Annotated in this window: 16 protein-coding genes; 7 read left to right on the top strand and 9 right to left on the bottom strand. The window is 68.1% G+C overall.

The genetic code is table 11. The features are described 5' to 3' along the window. Positions 1-6: 6 nt before the first annotated feature. Positions 7-1,941: a TonB-dependent copper receptor gene (locus BKX93_RS11080; RefSeq protein ID WP_070979816.1), complete on the bottom strand. Its 1,935-nt coding sequence runs from the start codon at positions 1,939-1,941 to the stop codon at positions 7-9. 119 nt (positions 1,942-2,060) lie between these two features. Between BKX93_RS11080 and BKX93_RS11075 the strand changes: the two genes are divergently transcribed. The 5 genes from BKX93_RS11075 (at position 2,061) to BKX93_RS11055 (ending at position 9,767) form a co-directional block, all read left to right on the top strand. Then, positions 2,061-3,317 carry an ATP-binding protein gene (locus BKX93_RS11075; RefSeq protein ID WP_070979815.1) on the top strand — a complete coding sequence of 419 codons (1,257 nt, stop codon included), beginning with the start codon at positions 2,061-2,063 and terminating at the stop codon, positions 3,315-3,317. Beyond that, positions 3,314-3,838, top strand: coding sequence for a response regulator transcription factor (locus tag BKX93_RS11070; RefSeq protein WP_083340512.1), 525 nt, complete (start codon positions 3,314-3,316; stop codon positions 3,836-3,838). The genes BKX93_RS11075 and BKX93_RS11070 overlap by 4 nt, the downstream gene beginning before the upstream one ends. A 122-nt stretch (positions 3,839-3,960) precedes the next feature. Beyond that, complete coding sequence (locus tag BKX93_RS11065) at positions 3,961-5,589, top strand: 3-(methylthio)propionyl-CoA ligase (protein ID WP_070979814.1); 1,629 nt, start codon at positions 3,961-3,963, stop codon at positions 5,587-5,589. A gap of 386 nt (positions 5,590-5,975) precedes the next feature. Beyond that, positions 5,976-7,853 (top strand): methyl-accepting chemotaxis protein, encoded by a 1,878-nt coding sequence (locus BKX93_RS11060; RefSeq protein ID WP_083340511.1) that lies wholly within the window; start codon positions 5,976-5,978, stop codon positions 7,851-7,853. Positions 7,854-7,943: 90 nt separating this feature from the next. Then, the gene (locus BKX93_RS11055; protein ID WP_070979811.1) at positions 7,944-9,767 is read left to right on the top strand and encodes a tetratricopeptide repeat protein; all 1,824 of its coding nucleotides are present in this window, start codon (positions 7,944-7,946) and stop codon (positions 9,765-9,767) included. Positions 9,768-9,803: 36 nt separating this feature from the next. Here the strand turns inward: BKX93_RS11055 and BKX93_RS11050 are convergent, their stop codons facing one another. From BKX93_RS11050 to BKX93_RS11025, 6 genes are all read right to left on the bottom strand, one after another. Further along, positions 9,804-11,186: an FAD-binding oxidoreductase gene (locus tag BKX93_RS11050; RefSeq protein WP_070979809.1), complete on the bottom strand. Its 1,383-nt coding sequence runs from the start codon at positions 11,184-11,186 to the stop codon at positions 9,804-9,806. Positions 11,187-11,212: 26 nt separating this feature from the next. Continuing rightward, positions 11,213-11,725: a cupin domain-containing protein gene (locus BKX93_RS11045; protein ID WP_070979807.1), complete on the bottom strand. Its 513-nt coding sequence runs from the start codon at positions 11,723-11,725 to the stop codon at positions 11,213-11,215. 99 nt (positions 11,726-11,824) lie between these two features. After that, positions 11,825-12,448 (bottom strand): glutathione S-transferase family protein, encoded by a 624-nt coding sequence (locus tag BKX93_RS11040; RefSeq protein ID WP_070979805.1) that lies wholly within the window; start codon positions 12,446-12,448, stop codon positions 11,825-11,827. After that, positions 12,445-13,938, bottom strand: coding sequence for a sodium:solute symporter family transporter (locus BKX93_RS11035; RefSeq protein WP_052717601.1), 1,494 nt, complete (start codon positions 13,936-13,938; stop codon positions 12,445-12,447). The genes BKX93_RS11040 and BKX93_RS11035 overlap by 4 nt, the downstream gene beginning before the upstream one ends. After that, complete coding sequence (locus tag BKX93_RS11030; protein WP_021477974.1) at positions 13,935-14,144, bottom strand: DUF485 domain-containing protein; 210 nt, start codon at positions 14,142-14,144, stop codon at positions 13,935-13,937. Before BKX93_RS11030 ends, BKX93_RS11035 begins: the two co-directional genes overlap by 4 nt. Positions 14,145-14,183: 39 nt before the next feature. Next, positions 14,184-14,624, bottom strand: coding sequence for a GNAT family N-acetyltransferase (locus tag BKX93_RS11025; protein ID WP_070979804.1), 441 nt, complete (start codon positions 14,622-14,624; stop codon positions 14,184-14,186). Between the two features lie 227 nt (positions 14,625-14,851). Between BKX93_RS11025 and BKX93_RS11020 the strand changes: the two genes are divergently transcribed. After that, entirely contained in the window at positions 14,852-16,822 is a 1,971-nt protein-coding gene (locus BKX93_RS11020) for a phosphocholine-specific phospholipase C (RefSeq protein WP_046158769.1), read from the top strand. A gap of 47 nt (positions 16,823-16,869) precedes the next feature. Here BKX93_RS11020 and BKX93_RS11015 read toward each other — a convergent pair whose 3' ends face one another. Continuing rightward, positions 16,870-17,373 carry a 2TM domain-containing protein gene (locus BKX93_RS11015; protein ID WP_046158770.1) on the bottom strand — a complete coding sequence of 168 codons (504 nt, stop codon included), beginning with the start codon at positions 17,371-17,373 and terminating at the stop codon, positions 16,870-16,872. Positions 17,374-17,643: 270 nt separating this feature from the next. Beyond that, a complete protein-coding gene (gene dnaE / locus BKX93_RS11010) occupies positions 17,644-21,078 on the bottom strand; it encodes a DNA polymerase III subunit alpha (protein ID WP_046158771.1) in 3,435 nt (1,144 codons plus the stop codon). 138 nt (positions 21,079-21,216) lie between these two features. Between dnaE and BKX93_RS11005 the strand changes: the two genes are divergently transcribed. Then, positions 21,217-21,810, top strand: a complete 594-nt coding sequence (locus tag BKX93_RS11005; RefSeq protein ID WP_222103305.1) for a flavin reductase family protein — start codon at positions 21,217-21,219, stop codon at positions 21,808-21,810. Positions 21,811-21,813: the final 3 nt, after the last annotated feature.

Raw genomic sequence — 21,813 nt, 5'->3', positions numbered from 1 at the left:
GGATATTTACAGCTCGACCTGCAGCTTGGTCCACAGCGTGCGGCCGGGCTCGTTGACGCGGGTGGTCTGGGTGTAGCCGGCCACCATGCCGCCGCCCTTGCTGACGCTTTCGGCGTAGTTGCGGTTGAACACATTGTCGATGCCGGCCAGCAGCTTGAAGCGCTTGCTGATCTTCCAGCCCGCGTCCAGCGACAGCGTGGCGAAGCCGGGCGCCGCGCCGATGTCCTGGCCGACGATATTGCCCTGGCCGGGCGCGACGCGGTCCTGGCGCTGCGCCGCGCGGAAGGCGGCGCCGGCGCCGTAGCGGCCGTTGTCCCATTTCAGGCCCAGCTTGCCCTCAAGCGGCGGGGTCTGCGCCAGCGGCCGGCCGTCGTCCAGATTGGCCGCCCACACCCAGGCCACGCTGCCGGACAGCGTCCATTGCGGCGCGAAGCGCCAGCGCGCCTCGCTTTCCAGGCCGTAGCGGCGGGCGTCGACGTTGCGCGCCATCTGCGGGCTGTTGTTGTCGACCAGGATGAAGTCGCCGACGCGGCTCAGGTAGGCGGACAGCGAGCCCTGCAGCTTGTCGTCCTGGTACAGCAGGCCGGCGTCCAGCTGCAGATTGCTTTCCTTGCCGAGGCCGTCGTTGCGGTTCAGCTCCCAGTAGTCGGGCGCGCGCTGGGCCTGGCCCAGGCCGACGTAATGCGTCCAGCCGCCGGTCTTGAGCTCGTAGCGGACGAAGCCGGAGTCCATATGGTAGCGGTTCTCCGCGCGGATGCCGCCATTTGACGCGGCTTCCTGCACCTCCAGGGTGGCGTCGCGGCGCAGGCCGGCGATCAGCCTGCCCTGCGCGCCCAGCGGCGTGGACGCTTCGGCGTACAGGCCCTGATTGTCGAAGCTGATGTCCGGCAGACGCGGTTGTTGCTGGTAGCCGATGCCGAAACGTTTGCTGTGGCGGTCGCGCAGCCAGTCGACGCCGGCGGTGACTTCCCATTCGCCGAAGGCCAGGTCGGCGCTAAGGCGGCCGGTGTCGGCTTCGCGGTCCGGGTTGTTGGCGTTAGGTTTCTCGGTAGCGGGAGTGGGGCGCAGCGAGAAGTTGTCCATCACGTGGTCGACATAGCTGTGGTTCAGCTGCAGCCGCACCGCGTCCAGCCAGCCAGCCAGCCGGCGCTGCTCCAGCTTGACGCCCCAGGCGTCGCGGTCGAACTTGCTGCCGTCCATCCTGCGGTCGGCGTAGGCGGCCTGGCCGCGGCTGCGGTCGGCCGAGACTTCCAGCGTGGTGTCGCGGCCCGGCGTCAGGCCGACGATGGCGGTCTGGCTGTCGCGGTCGAACGCCGAGTGGACCGGACGGCCGTCGCCGTCGCGATAGTCGCCGCCGTGGTTGCGGCTGGCCAGGATGCGCGCGTAGCCGTACTGCGAGCCGGCGGCGAAGTCGGCGTAGGCGTCGTTGCGGTCGCCGCTGCCGCCCAGCAGGCTGCCGTTGAAGCGGACGCCGGGCTGGTCGAAGCGGGGCGTCTTGCGTTCGAAATTGACGCCGCCGGCCACCAGGCCGGGGCCGAGCTTCACGCTTTGCGGCCCCTTGACCACATCCACCACGTCGTAGGCGTCGGGGAACAGATAGGCGGTGGGCGGGTCCATCCGGCCGCCGCAGCCGCCGAACACGAAGCCGCCGTCGGCCAGGATGGCTAGCCGCGAGCCGCCCAGGCCGCGCAGCAGCGGATCGCCGGAGCTGCCGCCCTTGCGGGCGACGCTGAAGCCGGGAATGTTCTTCAGCAGCGAGGCGCCGTCGGCGGCCGGCGCCGGCTGGCGCGGCGCGCGCGGGTCCAGCGACAGTTGCAGCGGCTGGTCGAGGCGGCTGGCGGTCACCAGCACTTCTTCGCCTACGAAGGCGGGCGTTTCCGCCGCGCAGGCGTGGGCGACGGCCAGCGCGAGCGGCAGGGGGAGCAGGTAGCGGATTGTCATCACGGAACAGGTTTGTGTTGGAATTATTGACCGGCGATGGTAGTGGAAGCCGCCGAGCCGACCAATGCGGCAAAGTGTCGCAGCCGCCGCGCCGCCGGCTTGATGGTAAAGTTCAGGCCATGGATAGGAATGCGATGTTGGCGCCGGCGCTGGCGGGGGATGCCCCGCAGGCCGGCGCGCGGGTGCGGCGCTTGCGCTGGCTGATGCTGTGGCTGGCGGCGGCGATGCTGGCCGGCTGCGCGCTGGAGCGGGTGGCGCTGCCGTGGCTGCTGGTCGGCCAGGCGCTGGGCACGCTGGCGCTGGTCAATCTACTGCTGCCGCGCCTGCCGGCCTGGGGGCTGCCGGCCGAGCTGGCGCTGCGGCTGGGCCTGCTGTTCGACGTGCTGGTGCTGACCGAGCTGCTGGCCTTCAGCGGCGGCGCGGCCAATCCGCTGGCCTCGCTGTACCTGCCGCCGGTGCTGTTCGCCGCGCTGCTGTCGCCGGGCTGGTTCGCCTGGCTGCTGGCGGCGCTCAGCGTGGCGGCTTACGGCCTGCTGTTCGAGTGGCATCTGGATTGGCCGCTGAACGGCGGCAACGCCGCCTACGCCTTCAATCTGCACCTGTCCGGCATGTGGATCTCCTTCGCGCTGTCGGCGCTGCTGATCGCCGGCTTCGTGTCCTGGCTGGCCCGCCAGCTGCGCCACCAGGGCGATGCGCTGGCGCAGGCGCGCGAAACCCAGCTGCGCGACGAGCAGCTGCTGGCGGTGGGCATGCAGGCGGCCGGCGCCGCCCATTCGCTGTCCACGCCGCTGAACACGATGACGCTGTTGGTGGACGAGCTGCTCAGCGAGCGGCAGGGCGACGCCGCGCTGTCCCAGGACCTGCAACTGATGCGCGCGCAACTGGCCAGCTGCCGCGCGACGCTGTCCCGCCTCAAGCACGGCTCCGAATCACGCGGTGGCCCGCAGCCGCTGTTCGCGTCGCTGGCCGAGCGGCTGGAAGGCTGGCGCAGCCTGCGGCCGGATGTGAGGCTGGAGTGGCGGACGCCGGACGGCGACGATCCGCTGGTGAGTCTGGACGCGGCGTTCTGGCCGGCGCTGTTCAATCTGGTCAACAACGCGGCCGAAGCCGGCGGCGGCGAGGTGGCGGTGTCGGCCAGCCTGAGCGGCGGCCGGCTGCGGCTGGACATCGTCAACCGCCAGGGCTGCCTGAGCGAGGCGCAGCTGGCGCGCGCCGGGCTGGCGCCGCTGGATTCGTCCAAACCGGCCGGCCTGGGGCTGGGCATGATGCTCAGCCACGCCACGCTGGCCCGGCTGGGCGGCACGCTGAGCCTGGACAACCGCGCCGAGGGCGGCGTGCACGCCCGCATCGAACTGCCGCTGGAGGAGGAGACGTGAGCGATTTCCTGCTGATAGACGACGACGAAGTTTTCGCCATGGTGCTGACCCGCTCGCTGGCGCGGCGCGGCCATGCGGCCGCCTGGGCGCGCGACGCGGCCGAGGCGCTGGCGCGGGCGGCCGAGCGGCCGGCGCGCATCCTGCTGGATCTGAACCTGGACGGCGACAGCGGCCTCAGGCTGCTGCCGGCGCTGCGCGCGGCCAGCCCTGACAGCGCCATCGTGGTGCTGACCGGCTATGCCAGCATCGCCACCGCGGTGGAGGCCACCAAGCTGGGCGCGGTGCAATACCTGGCCAAGCCGGCCGGCGTAGACGAGATCCTGGCCGCCTTCGCCCAGCAGACGGCGAATCCGGAACTGCCGGTGGCGCCGCAGCCGATGTCCTTGCGCCGCGTCACCTGGGAGCATTTGCAGCGCGTGCTGGCCGAGCACGACGGCAACATCTCCGCCACCGCGCGCGCGCTCAACATGCACCGCCGCACCCTGCAGCGGATGCTGGCGAAACGGCCGGTCAAGAGCTGAGTCAATTCCGATGACGAATATATAAATCAGACGATGGCCGGCCATCAGAAAATATGATTGGAGTGAAAACTCCAGCGCGGCGTAACGTGCGGATTCCATACCGATAAAAGGGGAGATGCGCGATGCTGCGTGGACAGATGATGGACCAGCCTTTGCTGATTGCGGACTTGCTCGCGCATGCCGAGCGCTTCCACGGCGACACCGAGATCGTGTCGCGCACGGTGGAGGGCCCGATGCACCGCTATACCTACCGCGACGCCGCCCGCCGCGCCCGCCAGCTGGCCAACGCGCTGCCGTCGCTGGGCGTGGCGCCGGGCGACCGGGTGGGCACGCTGGCCTGGAACGGCTACCGCCATTTCGAGATCTACTTCGCGGTGTCCGGCAGCGGCGCCGTCTGCCACACCGTCAATCCGCGGCTGTTCCCGGAGCAGATCGCCTGGATCGTCAACCACGCCGAAGACAAGGTGCTGATGTTCGACGCCACCTTCCTGCCGCTGGTCACGCAGCTGGCCGACCAGCTGAAGAGCGTCGAGCATTTCGTGCTGCTGGCGGCGCGCGCCGATCTGCCGGCCGACAGCGGCATCCCCGATCTGCTCAGCTACGAAGACCTGGTGAACAGCCACAGCGACGTCTACGACTGGCCGCGGCTGGACGAGAACGCCGCCTCCAGCCTGTGCTACACCTCCGGCACCACCGGCAATCCCAAGGGCGTGCTGTATTCGCACCGCTCCACCGTGCTGCACGCCTTCGGCAGTTCGCTGCCGGACAGCTTCGACCTCTCGGCGCGCGCGGTGGTGATGCCGGTGGTGCCGATGTTCCACGCGAACGCCTGGGGCCTGCCATACAGCTGCGCGATGAACGGCAGCAAGCTGGTGCTGCCGGGGCAGAAGCTCGACGGCGCCAGCCTGCAGCAGTTGATCGCCGAGGAAGGCGTCACCACCACCGTCGGCGTGCCCACGGTCTGGCTGCAGCTGTTGCAATATTGCCAGCGCGAAAACCTGCCGCTCGCGCCCTTGAAGCGGGTGATCGCGGGCGGCTCGGCGGTGCCGGAAAGCATGATCGAGCAACTGGCCGAACGCGGCATCGAGCTGCGCCAGCTATGGGGCATGACCGAGCTGTCGCCGTTCGGCACCACCAGCACGCCCAAGCTCAAGCACGAAGGCCTGCGAGGACGGGAGCTGAACGCGCTGCTGACCAAGCAGGGCCGCCCGGCGTTCGGCGTGGACATCCGCATCGTCGACGACGCTGGCCTGCCGCTGCCGCACGACGGCGTGTCCTTCGGCAATCTGCAGGCGAGGGGGCCGTGGGTGCTGTCGCAGTACTTCAAGCGCGAGCTGGACGCCAACCACAGCTCCGACGGCTGGTTCCACACCGGCGACGTGGTGACCATCGACCCAGACGGCTACATGCGCATCACCGACCGCACCAAGGACGTGATCAAGTCCGGCGGCGAATGGATCAGCTCGATCGATCTGGAAAACATACTGGTCGGCCATCCTGCGGTGGCGGAGGCGGCGGCGATCGCGGTGCCGCACCCCAAGTGGGACGAGCGGCCGCTGATGGTGGTGACGCTGAAGCCGGGCGGGCGGGCGACGCGGGAGGAGCTGCTGGCTTACTTCGACGGCAAGATCGCCAAATGGTGGACGCCGAACGATGTCGTCTTCATCGACGAGCTGCCGCACACCGCCACCGGCAAGCTGCTGAAGATGAAGCTGCGCGAGCAGTTCCGCGATTACCGCTGGCCCGAATAATGAAAATTGGATGAATTGCTCTAAAGTTCTGGATTTTCGTAGAGCAATTACGCTAGAATGCCGGCTGCACTGAGAACCGCAAGGTTTTGAGGTGTTAGCCCCTCGAAATATCGCGCTGGCCGAGGCCGGTCCGATGTTTCTTCCTCGTGTTGACCCCTGCCGCATTGCCGCAGGGGTGTTTTTTTGCCCATTCCTCCCCGTTATTCACATCGACTGACATCGTCATTGCACCTATCATATTGTGAAAACGGCATGAGCTTGATCAAGCGCCGGCGCGCCTGCTTGGTTTAGCGTATCCATCCGGCTTTCCAATAAATTACAACCAGTCTGCCGAGGAAATGACCGGCTTTCGCCCAGGCTATACAGCGTAGAAATGAGGGAATGCGATGAAATCACTTCGTAGTCGATTGATAGCGTTCAATGCCCTGTTGATGGCGTTGTTCGGCCTGGTCCTGGTGACCATAGTTTTCACGCAGATGCGATCGGAAATCCTGGAGGGGCTGGACAATGAGTTCGCGGCCAGTCTGAAGGGGCAAAGCTCGGTGGTGACCACTTGGCTGGGCGAGAAGAAGCAGCAGATCGTCGCCCAGACCGCGGTGGCGGGCGAGGCCGACGCGATGCGCTTCCTCAAGGTGGGCACCAAGGCCGGCGGCTTCAACGTCAACTACGCCGGCTACGCCGACGGCCGCACGCTGTTCTCCGACGACTGGGTGGCCCCGGCCGACTACAAGGTGGCCGACCGCGACTGGTACAAGCAGGCCCAGGCCTCAGGCCAGCCCGTCGTCACCGATCCCTATGTCGACGAGGCCACCAAGAAGCTGACGGTCACCATATCCGCGCCGTTCAACCACAACGGCGCCTTCGCCGGCGTGGTCGGCGGCGACGTGATGGTGGACACGCTGGTGAAGTCGGTGCTGTCGCTGAAGGTGCGCGGCAACGGCTACGCCTTCATCATCGACAAGAAGGGCACCGTCATCGCCCACCCGCAGGCCGAGCTGACGCTGAAGCCGATCACCAGCGTGGTGCCGGCGCTGACGCCCGACCGCCTCGCGCAACTGGTGCAGAACGACAAGGCGTCCGACGTCGACATCGGCGGCAGGAGCATGCTGATCGCCGCGCAGGCCATTCCCGGCACCAACTGGATTCTGGCGCTGGTGTCGGATCGCGACGAGATTCTGGCCCCGCTGCACACGTTGTTGTACACGATAGGCGGGCTGACGCTGCTGGTGTTCGCGCTGATGATCCCGTTCGCCAGCCTGGTGATCGGCAAGATGCTGGCCGGCCTGGTGCGGCTGAAGGCGGCGATGGAGGACATCGCGCGCGGCCAGGGCGACCTGACGCTGCGGCTGAAGGACGACGGCCAGGACGAGATCGCCGCCACCGCGCGCGCGTTCAACACCTTCGTCGGCCAGCTGGGCCACCTGTTCCGCGGCCTGAAGGGCGATGCCGCCGGCGTGGTCGGCGGAGTGAAGGACGCCAGCCAGCTGGTGGCCGACGTCGCGCAGAGCTCGCGCCACATCTCCGACGTGTCCTCGTCCAACGCGGCCACGTTGGAGCAGATCACCGTCTCCATCTCCCATATCGCCGACAGCGCGCGCCAGGCCGACGACCTGGCCAGCGCCACCGGCCATAACCTGGCCGCCAGCGCCGACAATATGCAGCGGCTGTCGTCCGGCATGGAAAACACCGTGCAGTCGGTGCGGGGGCTGGAAGAGATGCTGTCCTCGCTGGACAAGCGCTCGCAGGAAATCTCCGGCATCACCAACGTGATCCGCGACATCGCCGACCAGACCAATCTGCTGGCGCTGAACGCGGCGATAGAGGCCGCCCGCGCCGGCGAGCAGGGCCGCGGCTTCGCGGTGGTGGCCGACGAGGTGCGCAAGCTGGCGGAGCGCACCGCCCAGGCGACGTTGGAAATCTCCAATATGGTCGGCGCGATCCGCGAGGAAACCGGCCGCGCGGTCGGCGATGTCAACTCCACGGTGCAGGCGGTGGACGAGGGCGTCGGCCTGACCCGCGAGGCGGTGGACAATATCGCCGCCATCCGCGCGTCGATGCTGGACGTGGTGGCCAAGATGAGCGAGATCTCCAACTCCACCCAGGAGCAGCACAAGGCCACCACGCTGATCGCGCAAAGCTCCGAGGCGATCAACGGCCACGTGCTGGAAAACGACGACGTGCTGCAGAGCGTCAGCAGCACCTTGCAGGGCCTGGCCGGCAACGCCGGCAAGATGGATGCCGAGTTCAACAAGTTCCGGCTGTAAGAACCTGTTCCGCCATGCCCAACGCCGCCTTGCCAGGCGGCGTTTTTGCGTCGATGATCCGAAGCAACTTTTCCGATCGGCGGACGCAAGATGACCCCGCTTTCTCCTGACACCCTGCTCGCCGCCCGGCTGCTGGCCGAAGGCGACCTGGCCGGCGCGCTGCGCGCGGCGCAGGCCGGCCTGCAGGCCGAGCCCGGCAACGCGCCTTTGTGGAACCTGCTGGGCGTCTGCGCGGCCCGGCTGGCGCAGCTTCCCCTGGCCGAGCAGTGCTGGCGCCAGGCGCTGGCGCGGGACCCGGCCACGCCGGACGCGCATTACAACCTGGGCTGCCTGCGGGCGGGACAGGGCGACGCCGCACAGGCCGAGGCCCATTACCGCTCCGAACTGGCGCGCGACCCCGATCACTCCTCCAGCCTGGGCAATCTGGGCAATCTGCTGCAGGACGCCGGCCGGCTGGCCGAGGCCGAGGCTTGTTTCCGCCGCCGGCTATCCTCCCAGCCCGGCGCGGCCGCCCATTACCAACTGGGCCGGCTGCTGGCCGAGCAGGGCCGGAACGGCGAGGCCGAGGGGCAGCTGCGCGCCTGCCTGGACGAAGCGCCTGACGATGCCGAGGCGCTGCAGCTGCTGGGGCGGCTGCTGGAGGAGAGGGGAGAGGCCGGACAGGCTGAAGCCATGCTGCGGCGCGCGCTGGAGTCGGCGCCGGGCCATGCCGCCGCCGGCAACAATCTGGGTTTGCTGCTGATGGCCCAGCGACGCTGGGACGAGGCGGAGCGGCATTTGCGAGCCGCCCACGCGGCAGCGCCCGGCGCGGCGCTGGCCAATCTGGCCTCGCTGCTGCTCGCCACCGGCCGCGCGGCGGAGGCGGAAGCCCTGGCGCGGCAGGCGCTGGCGGCAGAACCCGGCCGCGCCGACTGGTTGAACCTGCTGGGACTGGCCTTGCGCGAAGAGGGCCGGGACGGCGAGGCCGGCCAGGCTTGGGAGCAGGGCCTGGCGTCGGCGCCGGAGCACCGCCGGCTGCGGCAGAACCTGGGCTATCTGCAACTGGCGCGCGGCGACTGGGCGGCGGGCTGGGCCAATCATGAAGCGAGGCTGGAATCGGCCGCCTATCCCGCGATGCCGTCGCCGCGCTGGCAGGGCGAGAGCCTGGCGGGACGACGGCTGCTGGTGTTGTTCGAGCAGGGCTACGGCGACGCCATCCAGTTCAGCCGCTATCTGAATCCGCTGCTCGAACAGGGCGCGGCGCGCATCGTCGCGCTATGCCGCGAGCCGCTGTCGTCGTTGTTTTCCCGGCAATGGCCGCAGGCGGAGTGGCTGGCGATGGCCGGCGGCTACCCGACCGAGTTTCCGCCGCACGACTGCCATGTTTTTTCCATGAGCCTGCCATGGGTCTTGCGAGATTTCGAGCCGCGCGCGGAAATCTATCTGCAGGCCGATCCGGCGCTGCGGCAGGCGTGGCGGGAGCGCTTGCCGGCCGGCCGCCATATCGGCCTGGTCTGGCGCGGCCGCGCCGAGCATCCGTTCGACCATTGCCGCTCGCTGCCGGGGCCGGAGGCCTTGCTGCCGCTGCTGGCCGATCGCGGCGTCAACTGGATTTCGCTGCAGCCGGAGCCGAGCGGGACTGAGCGGACATGGCTGGCGGAAAACGGCGTGATGGAGCTGGGATCTGGATTGACGGACCTTGCCGCCAGCGCGGCGCTGCTGGCGGAACTGGACGGAGTGGTCGCCGTGGACACGGCGATGGCGCACCTGGCCGGCGCGCTGGGCACGCCTTGCCGGCTGCTGTTGGCCGGCGAGCACGTCGATTGGCGTTGGGGCGTCGATGGCGCGGCGACGCCATGGTACCGGTCGCTGACGCAGGAGAGGCGGCGGAGCGGGGAGGAATGGGAAGACACTATCGGCCGCTTGGCGATCTGAATCGTTGCTATCCTCTCCTATGGAAAGAGAGCGGGTTTACAACCACTTGCCCGGATTCATCAGCCCGTCCGGGTCCAGCGCCAACTTGATCGTCCGCATCAGTTCCAGCGCCAGCGGGTCCTTGTAGCGGACCAGCCAATCCTTTTTCAGCTGGCCGACGCCGTGCTCGGCCGCCAGCGTGCCGCCCAGCCGGTAGACATGGTCGTAGACGATGGCGTTGACCGCGTCCTCATCGTCGAACAGGTCGGCGTTGCCGGGGCGGGTGAAGCTGACGTTGTAGTGCAGATTGCCGTCGCCGGCGTGGCCGAAGGCGACGATGCGCGCGCCGGGGAAGGCCTGCTCCAGATCCGTCGCGCAATCGCGGACCAGCCGCGGCAGCGCCGAGGTGGGCACCGCGATGTCGTGCTTGATGCTGGGGCCGTCCTTGCGCTGGCTTTCCGATATCTCTTCGCGCAGCGTCCACAGCTTGCGGCGTTCGGTCTCGTTTTGCGCGACGACGCCGTCGGCCATCGTCTGGGCGGACAGCCATTCCACCAGCGCGTCGTTGAGCGGCGCCGGATCGCCGCCGTCGGACAGCTCGATCAGGATCAGCCACGGCGCGGAGAACGGCATCAGCGACGGATGGTGGCGCAGCAGTACTTGCTGGCAGCTGGCGTCCATCACTTCGAAGGCGGTCAGGCGGTCGCCGAAGCGGTGGCGCAGCCGGTTCAGCCAGTCTATCGCCGTCTCGATGTCGCCGACGCCGACCATTGCGGTGGCATGGGCGCTGGGCAGCGGGTACAGCTTCAGCGTGGCGGCGGTGATCAGGCCCAGCTGGCCTTCCGCGCCGATGAACAGCTGCTTCAGGTCCAGGCCGGTGGTGTCCTTGCGCAGGCCCTGCAACTGGCTCAGCACCCGGCCGTCAGGCAGCACCGCTTCCAGCCCCAGCGTCAGCTCGCGCATGGTGCCGTAGCGCAGCACCGCCACGCCGCCGGCGTTGGTGGACAGGTTGCCGCCGATCTGGCAGGTCCCTTGCGAGGCCAGCGACAGCGGAAACAGCCGGCCGGCGGCTTCGGCCGCCTGCTGCGCCTCCAGCAGCGTGACGCCGGCTTCGACGGTCAGCGCGTTGTTGTCGGTGTCGACGTGGCGGATGGCGTTCAGCCGGCGCAGCGCCAGCACCAGCTGCCGGCCGCTGCCGTCCGGCGTCGCCGCGCCGCAGGTGGAGGTGTTGCCGCCCTGCGGCACGATGGCCACCTTGTGCGCGCGGCACAGCTTGACCACCTCGGAGACTTCCACTGTAGAGCCGGGACGCGTGACGGCCAGCGGCGCGCCCTGGTAGCGGCGGCGCCAGTCCAGCGTGTACGGCGCGGTGTCGATGTCGTCGGTCAGCAGGTGTTGCGGGCCGACGATGGCGGCCAGCCGCTGCAGAAAATCGTTCATGCGGATTCCAGTCGGGATGGCGGCTCTCAGAATGGTCCGTTGCTGTCGCGCAGCTTGTCCGGCAGGCCGTCGTGGCCGCCAAGCTCGCGCTCCGGCGCGTCGTCCCAGTGCAGCGGGCCCAGGAATTGGTTGCGCTTGGGATGCACGGCGTAGTGGATGCGGTTGTCCGCTCGGTCGGTGTCGCCGACGCAGAGCAGGCGGACGGTCTGTTCGGTATTGTTGATGAAGGTGTGGGCCAGGCCGTCTCCAGCCTTGAAGCCCACCGAGTCTCCCGGCCGCAGCCGGTAAAGCCGGCCATCCAGCCACACGTCGGGCGCGCCTTCCAGCACGTGGACGAATTCGTCCTCGGTTTTTTCGGCATGCGGCCAACTGGTGCGGCAGCCCGGTTCCAGCAGCTCATGATGGATGCCGAGCCGGGCGAAGCCGTAGTGCTTGCCCAGCGGGCTGCCGCGGGACAGCGGCTCCTGGCTGCCGGAGTAATAGCGCGGCCTGTCGCTTTGCAGCTCGCTCCAATGTTTGATGCAGTCGGGACGGCTCATCTGCTTCTCCTCAGTCTTTTCCATGGCTGCCCGCGCGGCGCGAGCAGGACGCGTCAGCCTTCAACCATACCACTTGCCGGCTCGCCGCGGCCGCCGGGCTTATTCCGGGATATCCGGCGACATCAGCTCGTCAGGATGCTGCCAGCCCGGCTGGGCGGCGATGCGGCCGAGCCAGGCCTGGATATTGGGCCAGTCGGCGATGGCCAGGCCGGCGTCGGACAGCCACCACAGGTAGCCGCTGAGCGAAACGTCGGCGATGCTGACCTGGTCGCCGGCCAGGTAGCGGCGCTCGGCCAGTTCCGCCTCCAGCACCGCCAGGTCGGCGCGCAACCGCGTTTCCAGCCAGGCCTCCACCGATGGCTCATAGTGGGCGATCAGGCGCGAGTAGCGCAGATTGGGCTGCGACAGGCCGAGGCGGTTGGTTTCCCAGTTCAGCCATTCGCGCACGCGCTGGCGCTCGCCCAGGGCGCCGCCCAGCGCGCCGTAGCTGTCGGCCAGCCATTGCAGTATCGCGTTGGACTGGCACAGCGGCACGCCGTCGGCCACCAGCACCGGCACTTCGCCGAAGCGGCTGGCGGCGCGGAAGTCTTCCGGGCGCTCGCCGCGCGGCTGCGAGATGTCGATGTGCACATAATCGTGTGAGATGTCGGCCAGCATCAGCGCCAGCCTCACCTTGTAGCTGTGGCCGGAGTAGCGGTTGCCGTACAGGATCAGCTTGTTCATTGCGTTCGCTTTCTTGAATTCATTGATGAGTTCGGCCGGCGCGATCCCAGCCAGGCCGCGGCGAAGGCCAGCGGCAGCGAGAACAGCGCCGGGTTGGCGTAGGGAAACAGCGGCTCGGCGTGGCCCAGCGCGGCCACCCATACCGCCGGGCCGCAGACAATCAGCGCCAGCGACGAAGCGATGCCGGCGACGCCGCCCCACACCACGCCGCGGGCGCTCAGGCCGCGCCAGTTCAGCGCCAGCAGCAGCAGCGGGAAGTTGGCGGAGGCGGCGATGGCGAAGGCCAGGCCCATCATCACCGCGATGTTCAGTTGCTGGAAGGCGGTGGACAGCAGCATCGCCGCCAGGCCCAGGCCCAGCGTGGCCAGCCGCGACACCTTGAGCTCGCGGCGCGGATCGGCCTGGCCGCGCTTCAGCCAACTGGCGTACAGATCGTGGCTGACCGCGCTGGCGCCGGCCAGCATCAGTCCGGCCACCACCGCCAGGATGGTGGCGAAGGCCACCGCGGCCACCAGCGCGCGGGCGAAGTCGCCGCCCAGCAGCTCGGCCAGGTGCAGCGCCGCCATATTGCCGCCGCCGATCAGCTTGCCGTCCGCGCCGTGGAATCGCGGATCGGGGCCGATCAGCGTCATCGCGCCGTAGCCGATGATCAGGTTGAGCAGGAAGAAGGCCGCCACCAGCCAGGTGGCGATGCCCACCGAGCGGCGCGCGGCGCGGGCGTCGGCCACGGTGAAGAAGCGCATCAGCACGTGCGGCAGACCCAGCAGGCCCAGGCTCAGGCCCAGGCCCAGCGACAGCGCCTCCACCGGGTTGGCCAGCGCCTGGCTCGGCAGGAAGGCGGCCGCGCCGCGCAACTGGTGCGCGGCGGCGAACAGCGCGGCCGGGCTGCCGCCGTAGCGTCCCAGCACGCCGGCGGCCAGCAGCAGCGCGCAGACGAACAGCAGGCTGGCCTTGCTGATCTGCACCCAGGTGGCGGCCAGCATGCCGCCCAGCGCCACGTAGGCCATCATCAGCGCGCCCACCAGGCCGACGGCGGCGAGATAAGGCAGGCCGAACAGCAGCTCGATCAGCTTGCCGGCGCCCACCAGCTGCACGATCAGATAGCACAGCGTCACCGTCAGCGAGCTGGCGATGCTGACCAGGCGCACGCCGGCGTGGTCGAAGCGCTGGCTGAGCACGCCGGCCACGGTGTAGCGGCCGCGCTTGCGCAGCGGTCCGGCCAGCAGCAGCAGGAGCAGCGGCCAGCCGGCCAGTGTGCCCACCGCGTAGGCCAGCGAGTCGTAGCCCTGGCCCAGGTACATGCCGGCGGCGCCGAGGAAGGCGGCGGCGGACAGGTAATCGCCGGCTAGCGCCAAGCCGTTCTGCCAGGCGGGCAGGCGGCCGCCGGCGGTGTAGAAGTCATTGAGGGAGGCGGTGCGGCGGCGGGCGGCGGCGGTCAGGCCCAGGGTCAGCAGCGTCAGCGCCAGGAACAGCAGCTGGGACGCGCTCATGCGTCCTCTCCGTCGCCCACGCGGCTGTACAGCGTGGACACCAGGCACAGCAGCAGGATCACCGCCAGCGCCAGCAGGATGGACAGCGGCAGGCCGGCGACGCAGCCGGACAGCCAGTCCGGGCGCAGCGCCAGGACCAGGAAATAGCCGAGGCAGGCGGCCAGGGTGAGGGCGGCCAGCAGGCGCTGGAGCAATGCGGACTTCATCGGCGCTTCAATCGGGCAAAAGCGCCAGTGTAGCGCATGTCAGCCGGGTTGCCACTCCAGCAGCAAGCGGGCTTCGTCGGGGCCGAAGTAGTCGGCCTCGGCGCCGATCTCGGCGAAGCCCAGCTTGCGGTACAGCGCCGCCGCCGGATTGGCCGGGTCCACGGTCAGGCGGATGCTGCGCGCGCGCGGCTTCATCGCCTGCAGCGCCGCCTGCATCAGCGCCTTGCCGGCGCCGCGGCCGCGGCTGGACGGCAGCAGCGCCAGCGACAGCAGCCACAGCTCGTCCGGCCGCTGGGACGGCGCGCCCAGCGCGTAGCCTGCCGGCGCGCCGGCTTCGTCCTCGGCCAGCCAGAACCAGTCCGGCCACAGGTCCAGCGCCTGGCGGAAAAAGAAGTCGGGATAGACGTGGCTGCCGAACACAGCCTGCTCGATGGCGAACACGGCGGGAAGGTCGGACAGTCGGGCCTGGCGTAGCTGCATGGGCGGGCATCCTGCTTGGGTGTGGCGAGCGGGCAAGGTTAATCGATGCGCGTCCGATGGGAAAGGGGCGCGGAGAGGGCGGGGCCTCCCGCTGTCCCGTCTGCTAGCGGCGCCTCGCCGATCGCCGCCGCCTGTTCTTTAATCAAGCCATCACATTGCATGAGCACACTGCGCGCTTGGCCTGGCTTGCCAGGGTCATGAATCCTGAAAATTTACGGAGCGTTGTCATGAGCGAGATGTCACGTCGTGAGTTTCTCAAGTTGTCGGCCGCCGGCATGGCCGCCGGCGCGCTGCCGCCGGGGCTGGCCGCCGCGATGGCGATACGTCCCGCTGGGCGCAGCCTGTCGGCGGTCAAGCATGTGGTGGTGTTCATGCAGGAAAACCGGTCCTTCGACCATTATTTCGGCGCGCTGGGCGGCGCGCGCGGCTTCGGCGACCGCAGCGCGCTGCAGCTGCGCAACGGCGGCAGCGTGTTCCGCCAACCCAATCTGTCCAACGGCGAGTACCCGTTCCGTCTGGACACCAGCCGCACCAACGCCCAGTACCTGACCGATCTGGACCACTCCTGGACCGGCACCCACGCCGCCTGGAACCAGGGCAAGTACGATGGCTGGATCGCGGCCAAGAGCAGCCTGACCATGGGCTACTTCACCCGCGCCGACATTCCCTACCACTACGCGCTGGCCGACGCCTTCACACTGTGCGACCACTATTTCTGTTCGGTGCAGGGCCCGACCAACCCCAACCGCCTCTATCTATGGAGCGGCATGGTGGACCCGGCCGGCAAGAACGGCGGGCCGGTGACGGACAACAGCGAAAAGGGCTACAGCTGGACCACCTATCCGGAGCGGCTGCAGGCGGCCGGCGTCAGCTGGAAGGTGTACCAGGTGCTGGGCGACAACTACGACGACAACGCGCTGGCCTGGTTCAACCAGTACCGCAGCGCCAAGCCCGGCAATCCGTTGTGCGACCGCGGCATGAGCTCGGTGCCCAAGGTCAGCGGCAACTCGGTGCAGGACCTGGTGGCCGCCATCCGCAACGACGCGATCAACGGCACGCTGCCGCAGGTGTCGTGGATCGTCGCGCCGGAGGCGTATTCCGAACATCCGAGCGCGCCGCCGGCCGCCGGCGCTTATCTGCTGGACCGCGTGCTGCAGGCGCTGACCGCCAATCCGGATGTGTGGGCGTCCACCGTGCTGCTGCTCAACTACGACGAGAACGATGGACTGTTCGACCACATGCCGCCGCCGGTGCCGCCGGCCGGCACCGCCGCCGAGTTCATCGGCGGCAAGCCCATCGGCCTGGGGCCGCGGGTGCCGATGCTGGTGCTGTCGCCGTGGAGCCGCGGCGGCCATGTCTGCTCGCAGGTGTTCGACCACACCTCGGTGATCCGCTTCCTGGAAACCTGGACCGGCGTGCAGGAGCCGAATATCTCGGCCTGGCGCCGGCAGATCTGCGGCGATCTCTCCAGCGCGCTGGACTTCTCCAGCCGCAATTCCAGCGTGCCCGCCTTCCCGGACACCGCCGCGCTGCTGACCCAGGCGCAGCAGAGCAAGGGCTGGCCGGCGCCGACCGCGCCGGTGCCGGGCCAGATGCCGCTGGCGGAGGGCGGCCGCCGCCCGGCGCGGGCGCTGCCTTACCAGTGCAACGGCTACGGCAGCACCGACGTCGCCGGCGGCATCTTCTGGACGCACATGCAGAATGGCGGCAGCCAGGCCGTCCATTATTCGATCTACGCCAACCAGTACCGCAGCGACGGCCCGTGGCAGTACGACGTGCCGGCCGGCGGCGAGATCAAGGACTATTTCCACGCCCAGACTTACGGCGGCGGGTTTTACGACCTGACGATGTATGGCCCCAACGGCTTCCTGCGCCGCTTCGTCGGCAATCTCCGCAGCGCGGCCGGCGTGCTGGAGGCGGTGGGCACGGCATCGGCGGTGGCGGGCGTGCCGCAATTGACGCTGCAGCTGAGCAACGGCGGCAAGTCGCCGGTGACCTTCCAGATCAGCGGCAACGGCTACGGCGGCTCGTCGCCGCAGCAGGTCAGCGTGGCGAACGGCGGCAGTCAGATACTGAGCTGGAATCTGTCCGGCGTTTACGGCTGGTACGACTTCACCGTCAGCTGCACCAACGACGCCAATTTCCTGCGCCGCCTGGTCGGCCACGTGGAAACCGGCGCGGCCAGCGTCACCGGCTGAGCGGCACCCCGCTCTCGTTCTGGGGGGCGGCCGCTGGGTTTCGCCCCTCAGGACGACAGCTTGCGGCCCAGCCGCTTCTCCACCTGCCGCCTCTCCCAGTCCGGGCCCAGGATGGGCAGCAACTCGAAAGTGTTTACCGCCTGCAGCAGCAGGCCTATGCCCCAGCCCAGCGCCGGCCAGACCACCCATAGCCGGTGCGGAGAAGTCAGCAGATTGACGGCGGCCAGCAGCGCCATCACCAGCGCGTATTGCGCCAGGTGGCGGTAAAAGCGCTTGAGGCGGTTCACGTGTTGCAGCGCCAGCATTTCTTCCAGTTCGCGGGAGGCGACGGGCGCGGAGGCGGTATCGGGGGCGGTCAAGTCGGTCATGGCGGGCTCCTGGTTCAGTTCCGAGAAATCGATCTCGAACACGGAGGCCAGCGACTTCAGCGACTCGACGCTGGCGCCCTGGCCGCGCTCGATGCGCTGGACGGTGCGCACGCTCAGACCGCTCAGATCAGCCAGTTGTTGTTGCGACCAGCCGCGTTGCAGCCTCAGTTTCTGTATCAGCATAAAACCTCCGTTCGATCACTGGACGCAGTGTGGGGGCGCTTAGGGCAAGAGACAACGACAGCGGGGCGACAGACAGACGACAGCGGCGCGCCAATGCCCGCCAGGCTTGGGTTTCCAGCTGACGCCGGCCAGGAGCGCCGCCCGCGTTTCAGGCGCTCATCGGCATGATAGGGACAGGGAGCGGCCGCTGGCAAGGCGGCGCGCCGGAATGAAAAACGCCGCCGTTCGAGCGAACGGCGGCGCCGGAAGAGGCGGCTTGGCGCCGGGGCCTTACCACAGCACTCTGACCTTGCCTTCTCCCAGCCACTCGGTCAGCGCCAGCAGCAGGCCGTCGTCCAGGCGCACGCCCCATTCCTGCGGCAGCATCAGTTCGCCCTTGGCCTTGCCGTTGTTGTAGGCCAGCCGCACCAGGCTGCCGGCGTCCTGGCTCTTGAACGGATGCAGTTCCGCCTTCAGGCGGGCGATGTCGGGCTTGGCCGGCAACTGCAGCGCCAGGCCGCGGGCGTAGCGGCTGCGCGCCTCGCCCAGGCTGTGCAGCTTGTCGACGACGATGCGCAGGCCGCCGGAGAAGCTGTCCTCGCTGACCTTGCCTTCCACCACCAGCACCACGTCCTCCTTCAGCTTGTCTCGGTTCAGCTCGAAGCTCTCGGCGAACAGGCTGACTTCCAGCTTGGCGGTGCCGTCGTCCAGCTGCACGAAGGCCATCTTGCCGCGGTTGCCCACCTTGACCCGGATGCCGGTGACGAAGCCGGCCAACAGCTGCGGCTCCTTGCGCGGGCTGAGGCGCGACAGCGTGGTCTTGATGAAGCCGCGCACCTCTTTCTCATAAGAGGAGAACGGGTGGTCGGACAGGTAGAAGCCGATCGCCAGCTTTTCCTCGGCCAGCTTGACCGCGTCGCTCCACGGCCGGGTGGCCACCATCTCCACCGCCGGCGCGACGTCGTCGCCGAACATGTCGAACAAGCCGCCCTGGTTGGCGTTGGCGTGTTCCTGCTCGGCGGCTTCCATCGCCAGGCCGACGTTGGCGAACAATAGCGCGCGGTTGGGTTCGATGGCGTCGAAGGCGCCGGCGCGGATCAGCGCCTCGATCACCCGTTTGTTGACCAGCTTCTTGTCGGTTCGCTTGCAGAAATCGAACAGGTCGGTGAACGGTCCGCCGGCTTCGCGCGCCTCGACGATATGGTTGACCGCCGATTCGCCGGTGCCCTTGATCGCGCCCAGCGCGTAGCGGATTTGCTTGCGGTTGACCGGCACGAAGCGGTAGAAGCCATGGTTGACGTCGGGCGGCAGGAAATCGATGCCGTTCTTGCTGTCCTGGCAGTCGTCGTAGAACACCTTCAGCTGGTCGGTGTTGTCCAATTCGGTGGACATCGTCGCCGCCATGTAGGCCGCGCAGTGGTGGGCCTTCAGCCAGGCGGTGTGGTAGGCCACCAGCGCGTAGGCGGCGGCGTGCGACTTGTTGAAGCCGTAGCCGGCGAACTTCTCCATGTAGTCGAAGATTTCGTTGGCCTTGGCTTCGGGAATGGCCTGCTTGGCCGCGCCCTCCACGAACATGGCGCGCTGCGCCACCATTTCCTCGACCTTCTTCTTGCCCATCGCGCGGCGCAGCAAGTCGGCGCCGCCCAGGCTGTAGCCGCCGATCACCTGGGCCGACTGCATCACCTGCTCCTGGTACACCATGATGCCGTAGGTCGGCGCCAGCACCGGCTCCAAGAGCGGGTGAAGGTATTCGAACTTGGCGCCGTGCATCCGCTGGATGAAGTCCGGGATCAGGTCCATCGGGCCCGGGCGGTACAAGGCCACGAAGGCGATAATTTCCTCGAACTTGCTGGGCTTGGCCTCCACCAGCATCTTTTTCATGCCGGTGGACTCGAACTGGAACACGGCGGTGGTGTTGGCGGTAGCGAACACCTTGTACGCCGGCTTGTCGTCCAGCGGCAGGTGGGCGACGTCCACGTCCTCGCCGGTGGTGTCCTTGATGTACTTCTGCGCCAGTTCGATGATGGTCAGGTTGCGCAGGCCCAGGAAGTCGAACTTCACCAGGCCGATCTGCTCGACGTCGTCCTTGTCGAACTGCGAGACGGGGGAGGCGCCGTCGCCGCTGGCGATGTACAGCGGGCAGAAGTCGGTCAGCTTGCCCGGCGCGATCAAGACGCCGCCGGCGTGCATGCCGATGCCGCGGGTCAGGTCTTCCAGCGTCATCGCCAGCTCGATCAGCTCGCCCGCGCCCTCGCTCTCGATGATCTCGCCGATCTGCGGCTCCACTTCCATCGCCTTGGTCAGGCTGAGGGGCTTGTTGGCCTCGAGCGGAATCAGCTTGGACAGGCGGTCGCACAGGCCGAAGGGCAGGTCCAGCACCCGGCCGACGTCGCGGATCACCGACTTGGACGACATGGTGCCGAAGGTGGCGATCTGGCTCACCGCCTCCTCGCCGTATTTGCGGCGTGTGTACTCGATCACCCGCCAGCGGTTTTCCTGGCAGAAGTCGACGTCGAAGTCGGGCATGGACACCCGCTCGGGGTTCAGGAAGCGCTCGAACAGCAGCGCGTACTTCAGCGGGTCCAGATCGGTGATGGACAGGCTGTAGGCCACCAGCGAGCCGGCGCCGGAACCCCGGCCCGGGCCCACCGGGCAGCCGTTTGCCTTGCCCCACTGGATGAAGTCCGCCACGATCAGGAAGTAGCCGGGGAAGCCCATCTGGATGATGGTGTCGCACTCGAACTTCAGCCGCGCGTCGTACTCCGGGCGTTTCTCCAGGCGTTCAGCCTCGTCCGGATACAGCTGCTTCAGCCGGTCTTCCAGGCCGCGCTGGGCTTCGTGGACCAGGAAGTCGTCCAGCGACATGCCGTCCGGCGTCGGGAACAGCGGCAGGTAGTTCTTGCCCAGCACCACCGAGATATTGCAGCGCTTGGCGATTTCGACCGTGTTGGCCAGCGCCTCCGGGATGTCGGCGAAGCGGGCTTCCATTTCTGCGGCGCTGAGGAAGTACTGGCATTCGTTGAAGCTGCGCGGCCGGCGTTTGTCGCCCAGGGTGTAGCCTTCGGCGATGCACACCCGCGCCTCGTGCGCCTTGAAGTCTTCCTTTTCCATGAACTGGATCGGATGGGTGGCGACCACCGGCAGCTCCAGCTCGCCGGCCAGCCACAGCGTGGCCTGCACCACGTTTTCCACCTGGGCGCTGTCCACGCGCTGGACTTCCAGATAGAACGCGCCCGGGAACAGCTTTTCCCAGTATTCCGCGCGGCGCCGGGCTTCGTCGCGCTGGCCCATGGACAAGGCGATGCCGACGTCGCCCAGGTGGGCGCCGGACAAGCACAGCAGGTTGCTGTTGTCGCCGGATTCCAGCCATTCGCGCTTGATCTCGGCGCGGCCGCGGTACTGGTTGTGGCTGAACGCCTCGGTCAGCAGTTCGCACAGGCGGCGGTAGCCCTCGCGGTTCTTCGCCGTCAGCAGCAAACGGTAAGGCTTGTCCCGGTCTTCCTCGTTCTCCAGCCAGATGTCGGCCGACACGATGGGCTTGATGCCCTTGTTGCGGCAGCTCTTGTAGAACTTGACCATGCCGAACAGATTCATCAGGTCGGACGCGCCGAGCGCGGGCATCTGATCCTTGACGGCGCGCTTGACCGCGTCGTCGAGGCGGACGATGCCGTCGGTGATGGAGAACTCCGAGTGGAGGCGAAGATGGACAAAGCGGGGTGCGTTCATCCGGCCATTTTAACGGCTGGCGCTGTGGCAAACCAGTTGAATCGCCGACAAAAAGCGGCTGGTGCGGCGGCGGGCATGCACATTAGAATGTTGGCATCCGAAGTCTGACGCAGGTGAAAGAACGAGATGGAGTTCAATGTGCAGCAATTGGAACGGACGAATCTGTATCAGCTGCTGGTGGGGTGCGTATTGCCGCGTCCCATCGCCTGGGTCAGCACTCAGGATTTGAAAGGCGTGTGCAATCTGGCGCCGTTTTCCTTTTTCAACGTGATGAGCGTCAATCCGCCGCTTTTGGGCATCAGCATCCTGAAGCAGGCGCCGGAGCGGGACAAGGACACGCTGGCCAATATCCGCCTGACCGGCGAACTGGTGGTCAATATCGTCAGCCAGCCGCTGGCGGCGGCGATGAACGCCAGCTGCGGCGGCTATCCGGCCGACATCGACGAGTTCGAGCTGGCCGGCGTGGCCAAGATGGGCAGCGTGACGGTGAAGCCGCCGGGCGTGGCCGAGGCGCCGGTGCGGCTGGAGTGCGCGCTGCACCAGTGCCTGACCTTCGGCCACGGCAGCGGCGCCGGCAACCTGGTGCTGGCCGAGGTGAAATACATCCATGTCGCCGACGGTCTGTGGCGCGACGGCGCGATAGACGAGCAGGCCTTGCAGGCGGTGGGCAAGCTGGGCGGCAACCGCTACAGCCTGGCCGAGGAGGCGTTCACGCTGGAGCGTCCGGCCTGAGCG

The sequence above is a fragment of the Chromobacterium vaccinii genome (genome assembly GCF_001855275.1).
Lineage (GTDB): Bacteria > Pseudomonadota > Gammaproteobacteria > Burkholderiales > Chromobacteriaceae > Chromobacterium > Chromobacterium vaccinii.
The sequence above is the reverse complement of the archived record's forward strand: the minus strand, read 5'-3'. Positions and strand labels throughout refer to the sequence as shown.

Coding starts and splice junctions, on each gene's coding strand:
- BKX93_RS11080 (WP_070979816.1), bottom strand. CDS start 1,941: ATGACAATCCGCTACCTGCTCCCCCTGCCGCTCGCGCTGGCCGTCGCC.
- BKX93_RS11075 (WP_070979815.1), top strand. CDS start 2,061: ATGGATAGGAATGCGATGTTGGCGCCGGCGCTGGCGGGGGATGCCCCG.
- BKX93_RS11065 (WP_070979814.1), top strand. CDS start 3,961: ATGCTGCGTGGACAGATGATGGACCAGCCTTTGCTGATTGCGGACTTG.
- BKX93_RS11060 (WP_083340511.1), top strand. CDS start 5,976: ATGAAATCACTTCGTAGTCGATTGATAGCGTTCAATGCCCTGTTGATG.
- BKX93_RS11055 (WP_070979811.1), top strand. CDS start 7,944: ATGACCCCGCTTTCTCCTGACACCCTGCTCGCCGCCCGGCTGCTGGCC.
- BKX93_RS11050 (WP_070979809.1), bottom strand. CDS start 11,186: ATGAACGATTTTCTGCAGCGGCTGGCCGCCATCGTCGGCCCGCAACAC.
- BKX93_RS11045 (WP_070979807.1), bottom strand. CDS start 11,725: ATGAGCCGTCCCGACTGCATCAAACATTGGAGCGAGCTGCAAAGCGAC.
- BKX93_RS11040 (WP_070979805.1), bottom strand. CDS start 12,448: ATGAACAAGCTGATCCTGTACGGCAACCGCTACTCCGGCCACAGCTAC.
- BKX93_RS11035 (WP_052717601.1), bottom strand. CDS start 13,938: ATGAGCGCGTCCCAGCTGCTGTTCCTGGCGCTGACGCTGCTGACCCTG.
- BKX93_RS11030 (WP_021477974.1), bottom strand. CDS start 14,144: ATGAAGTCCGCATTGCTCCAGCGCCTGCTGGCCGCCCTCACCCTGGCC.
- BKX93_RS11025 (WP_070979804.1), bottom strand. CDS start 14,624: ATGCAGCTACGCCAGGCCCGACTGTCCGACCTTCCCGCCGTGTTCGCC.
- BKX93_RS11020 (WP_046158769.1), top strand. CDS start 14,852: ATGAGCGAGATGTCACGTCGTGAGTTTCTCAAGTTGTCGGCCGCCGGC.
- BKX93_RS11015 (WP_046158770.1), bottom strand. CDS start 17,373: ATGCTGATACAGAAACTGAGGCTGCAACGCGGCTGGTCGCAACAACAA.
- dnaE (WP_046158771.1), bottom strand. CDS start 21,078: ATGAACGCACCCCGCTTTGTCCATCTTCGCCTCCACTCGGAGTTCTCC.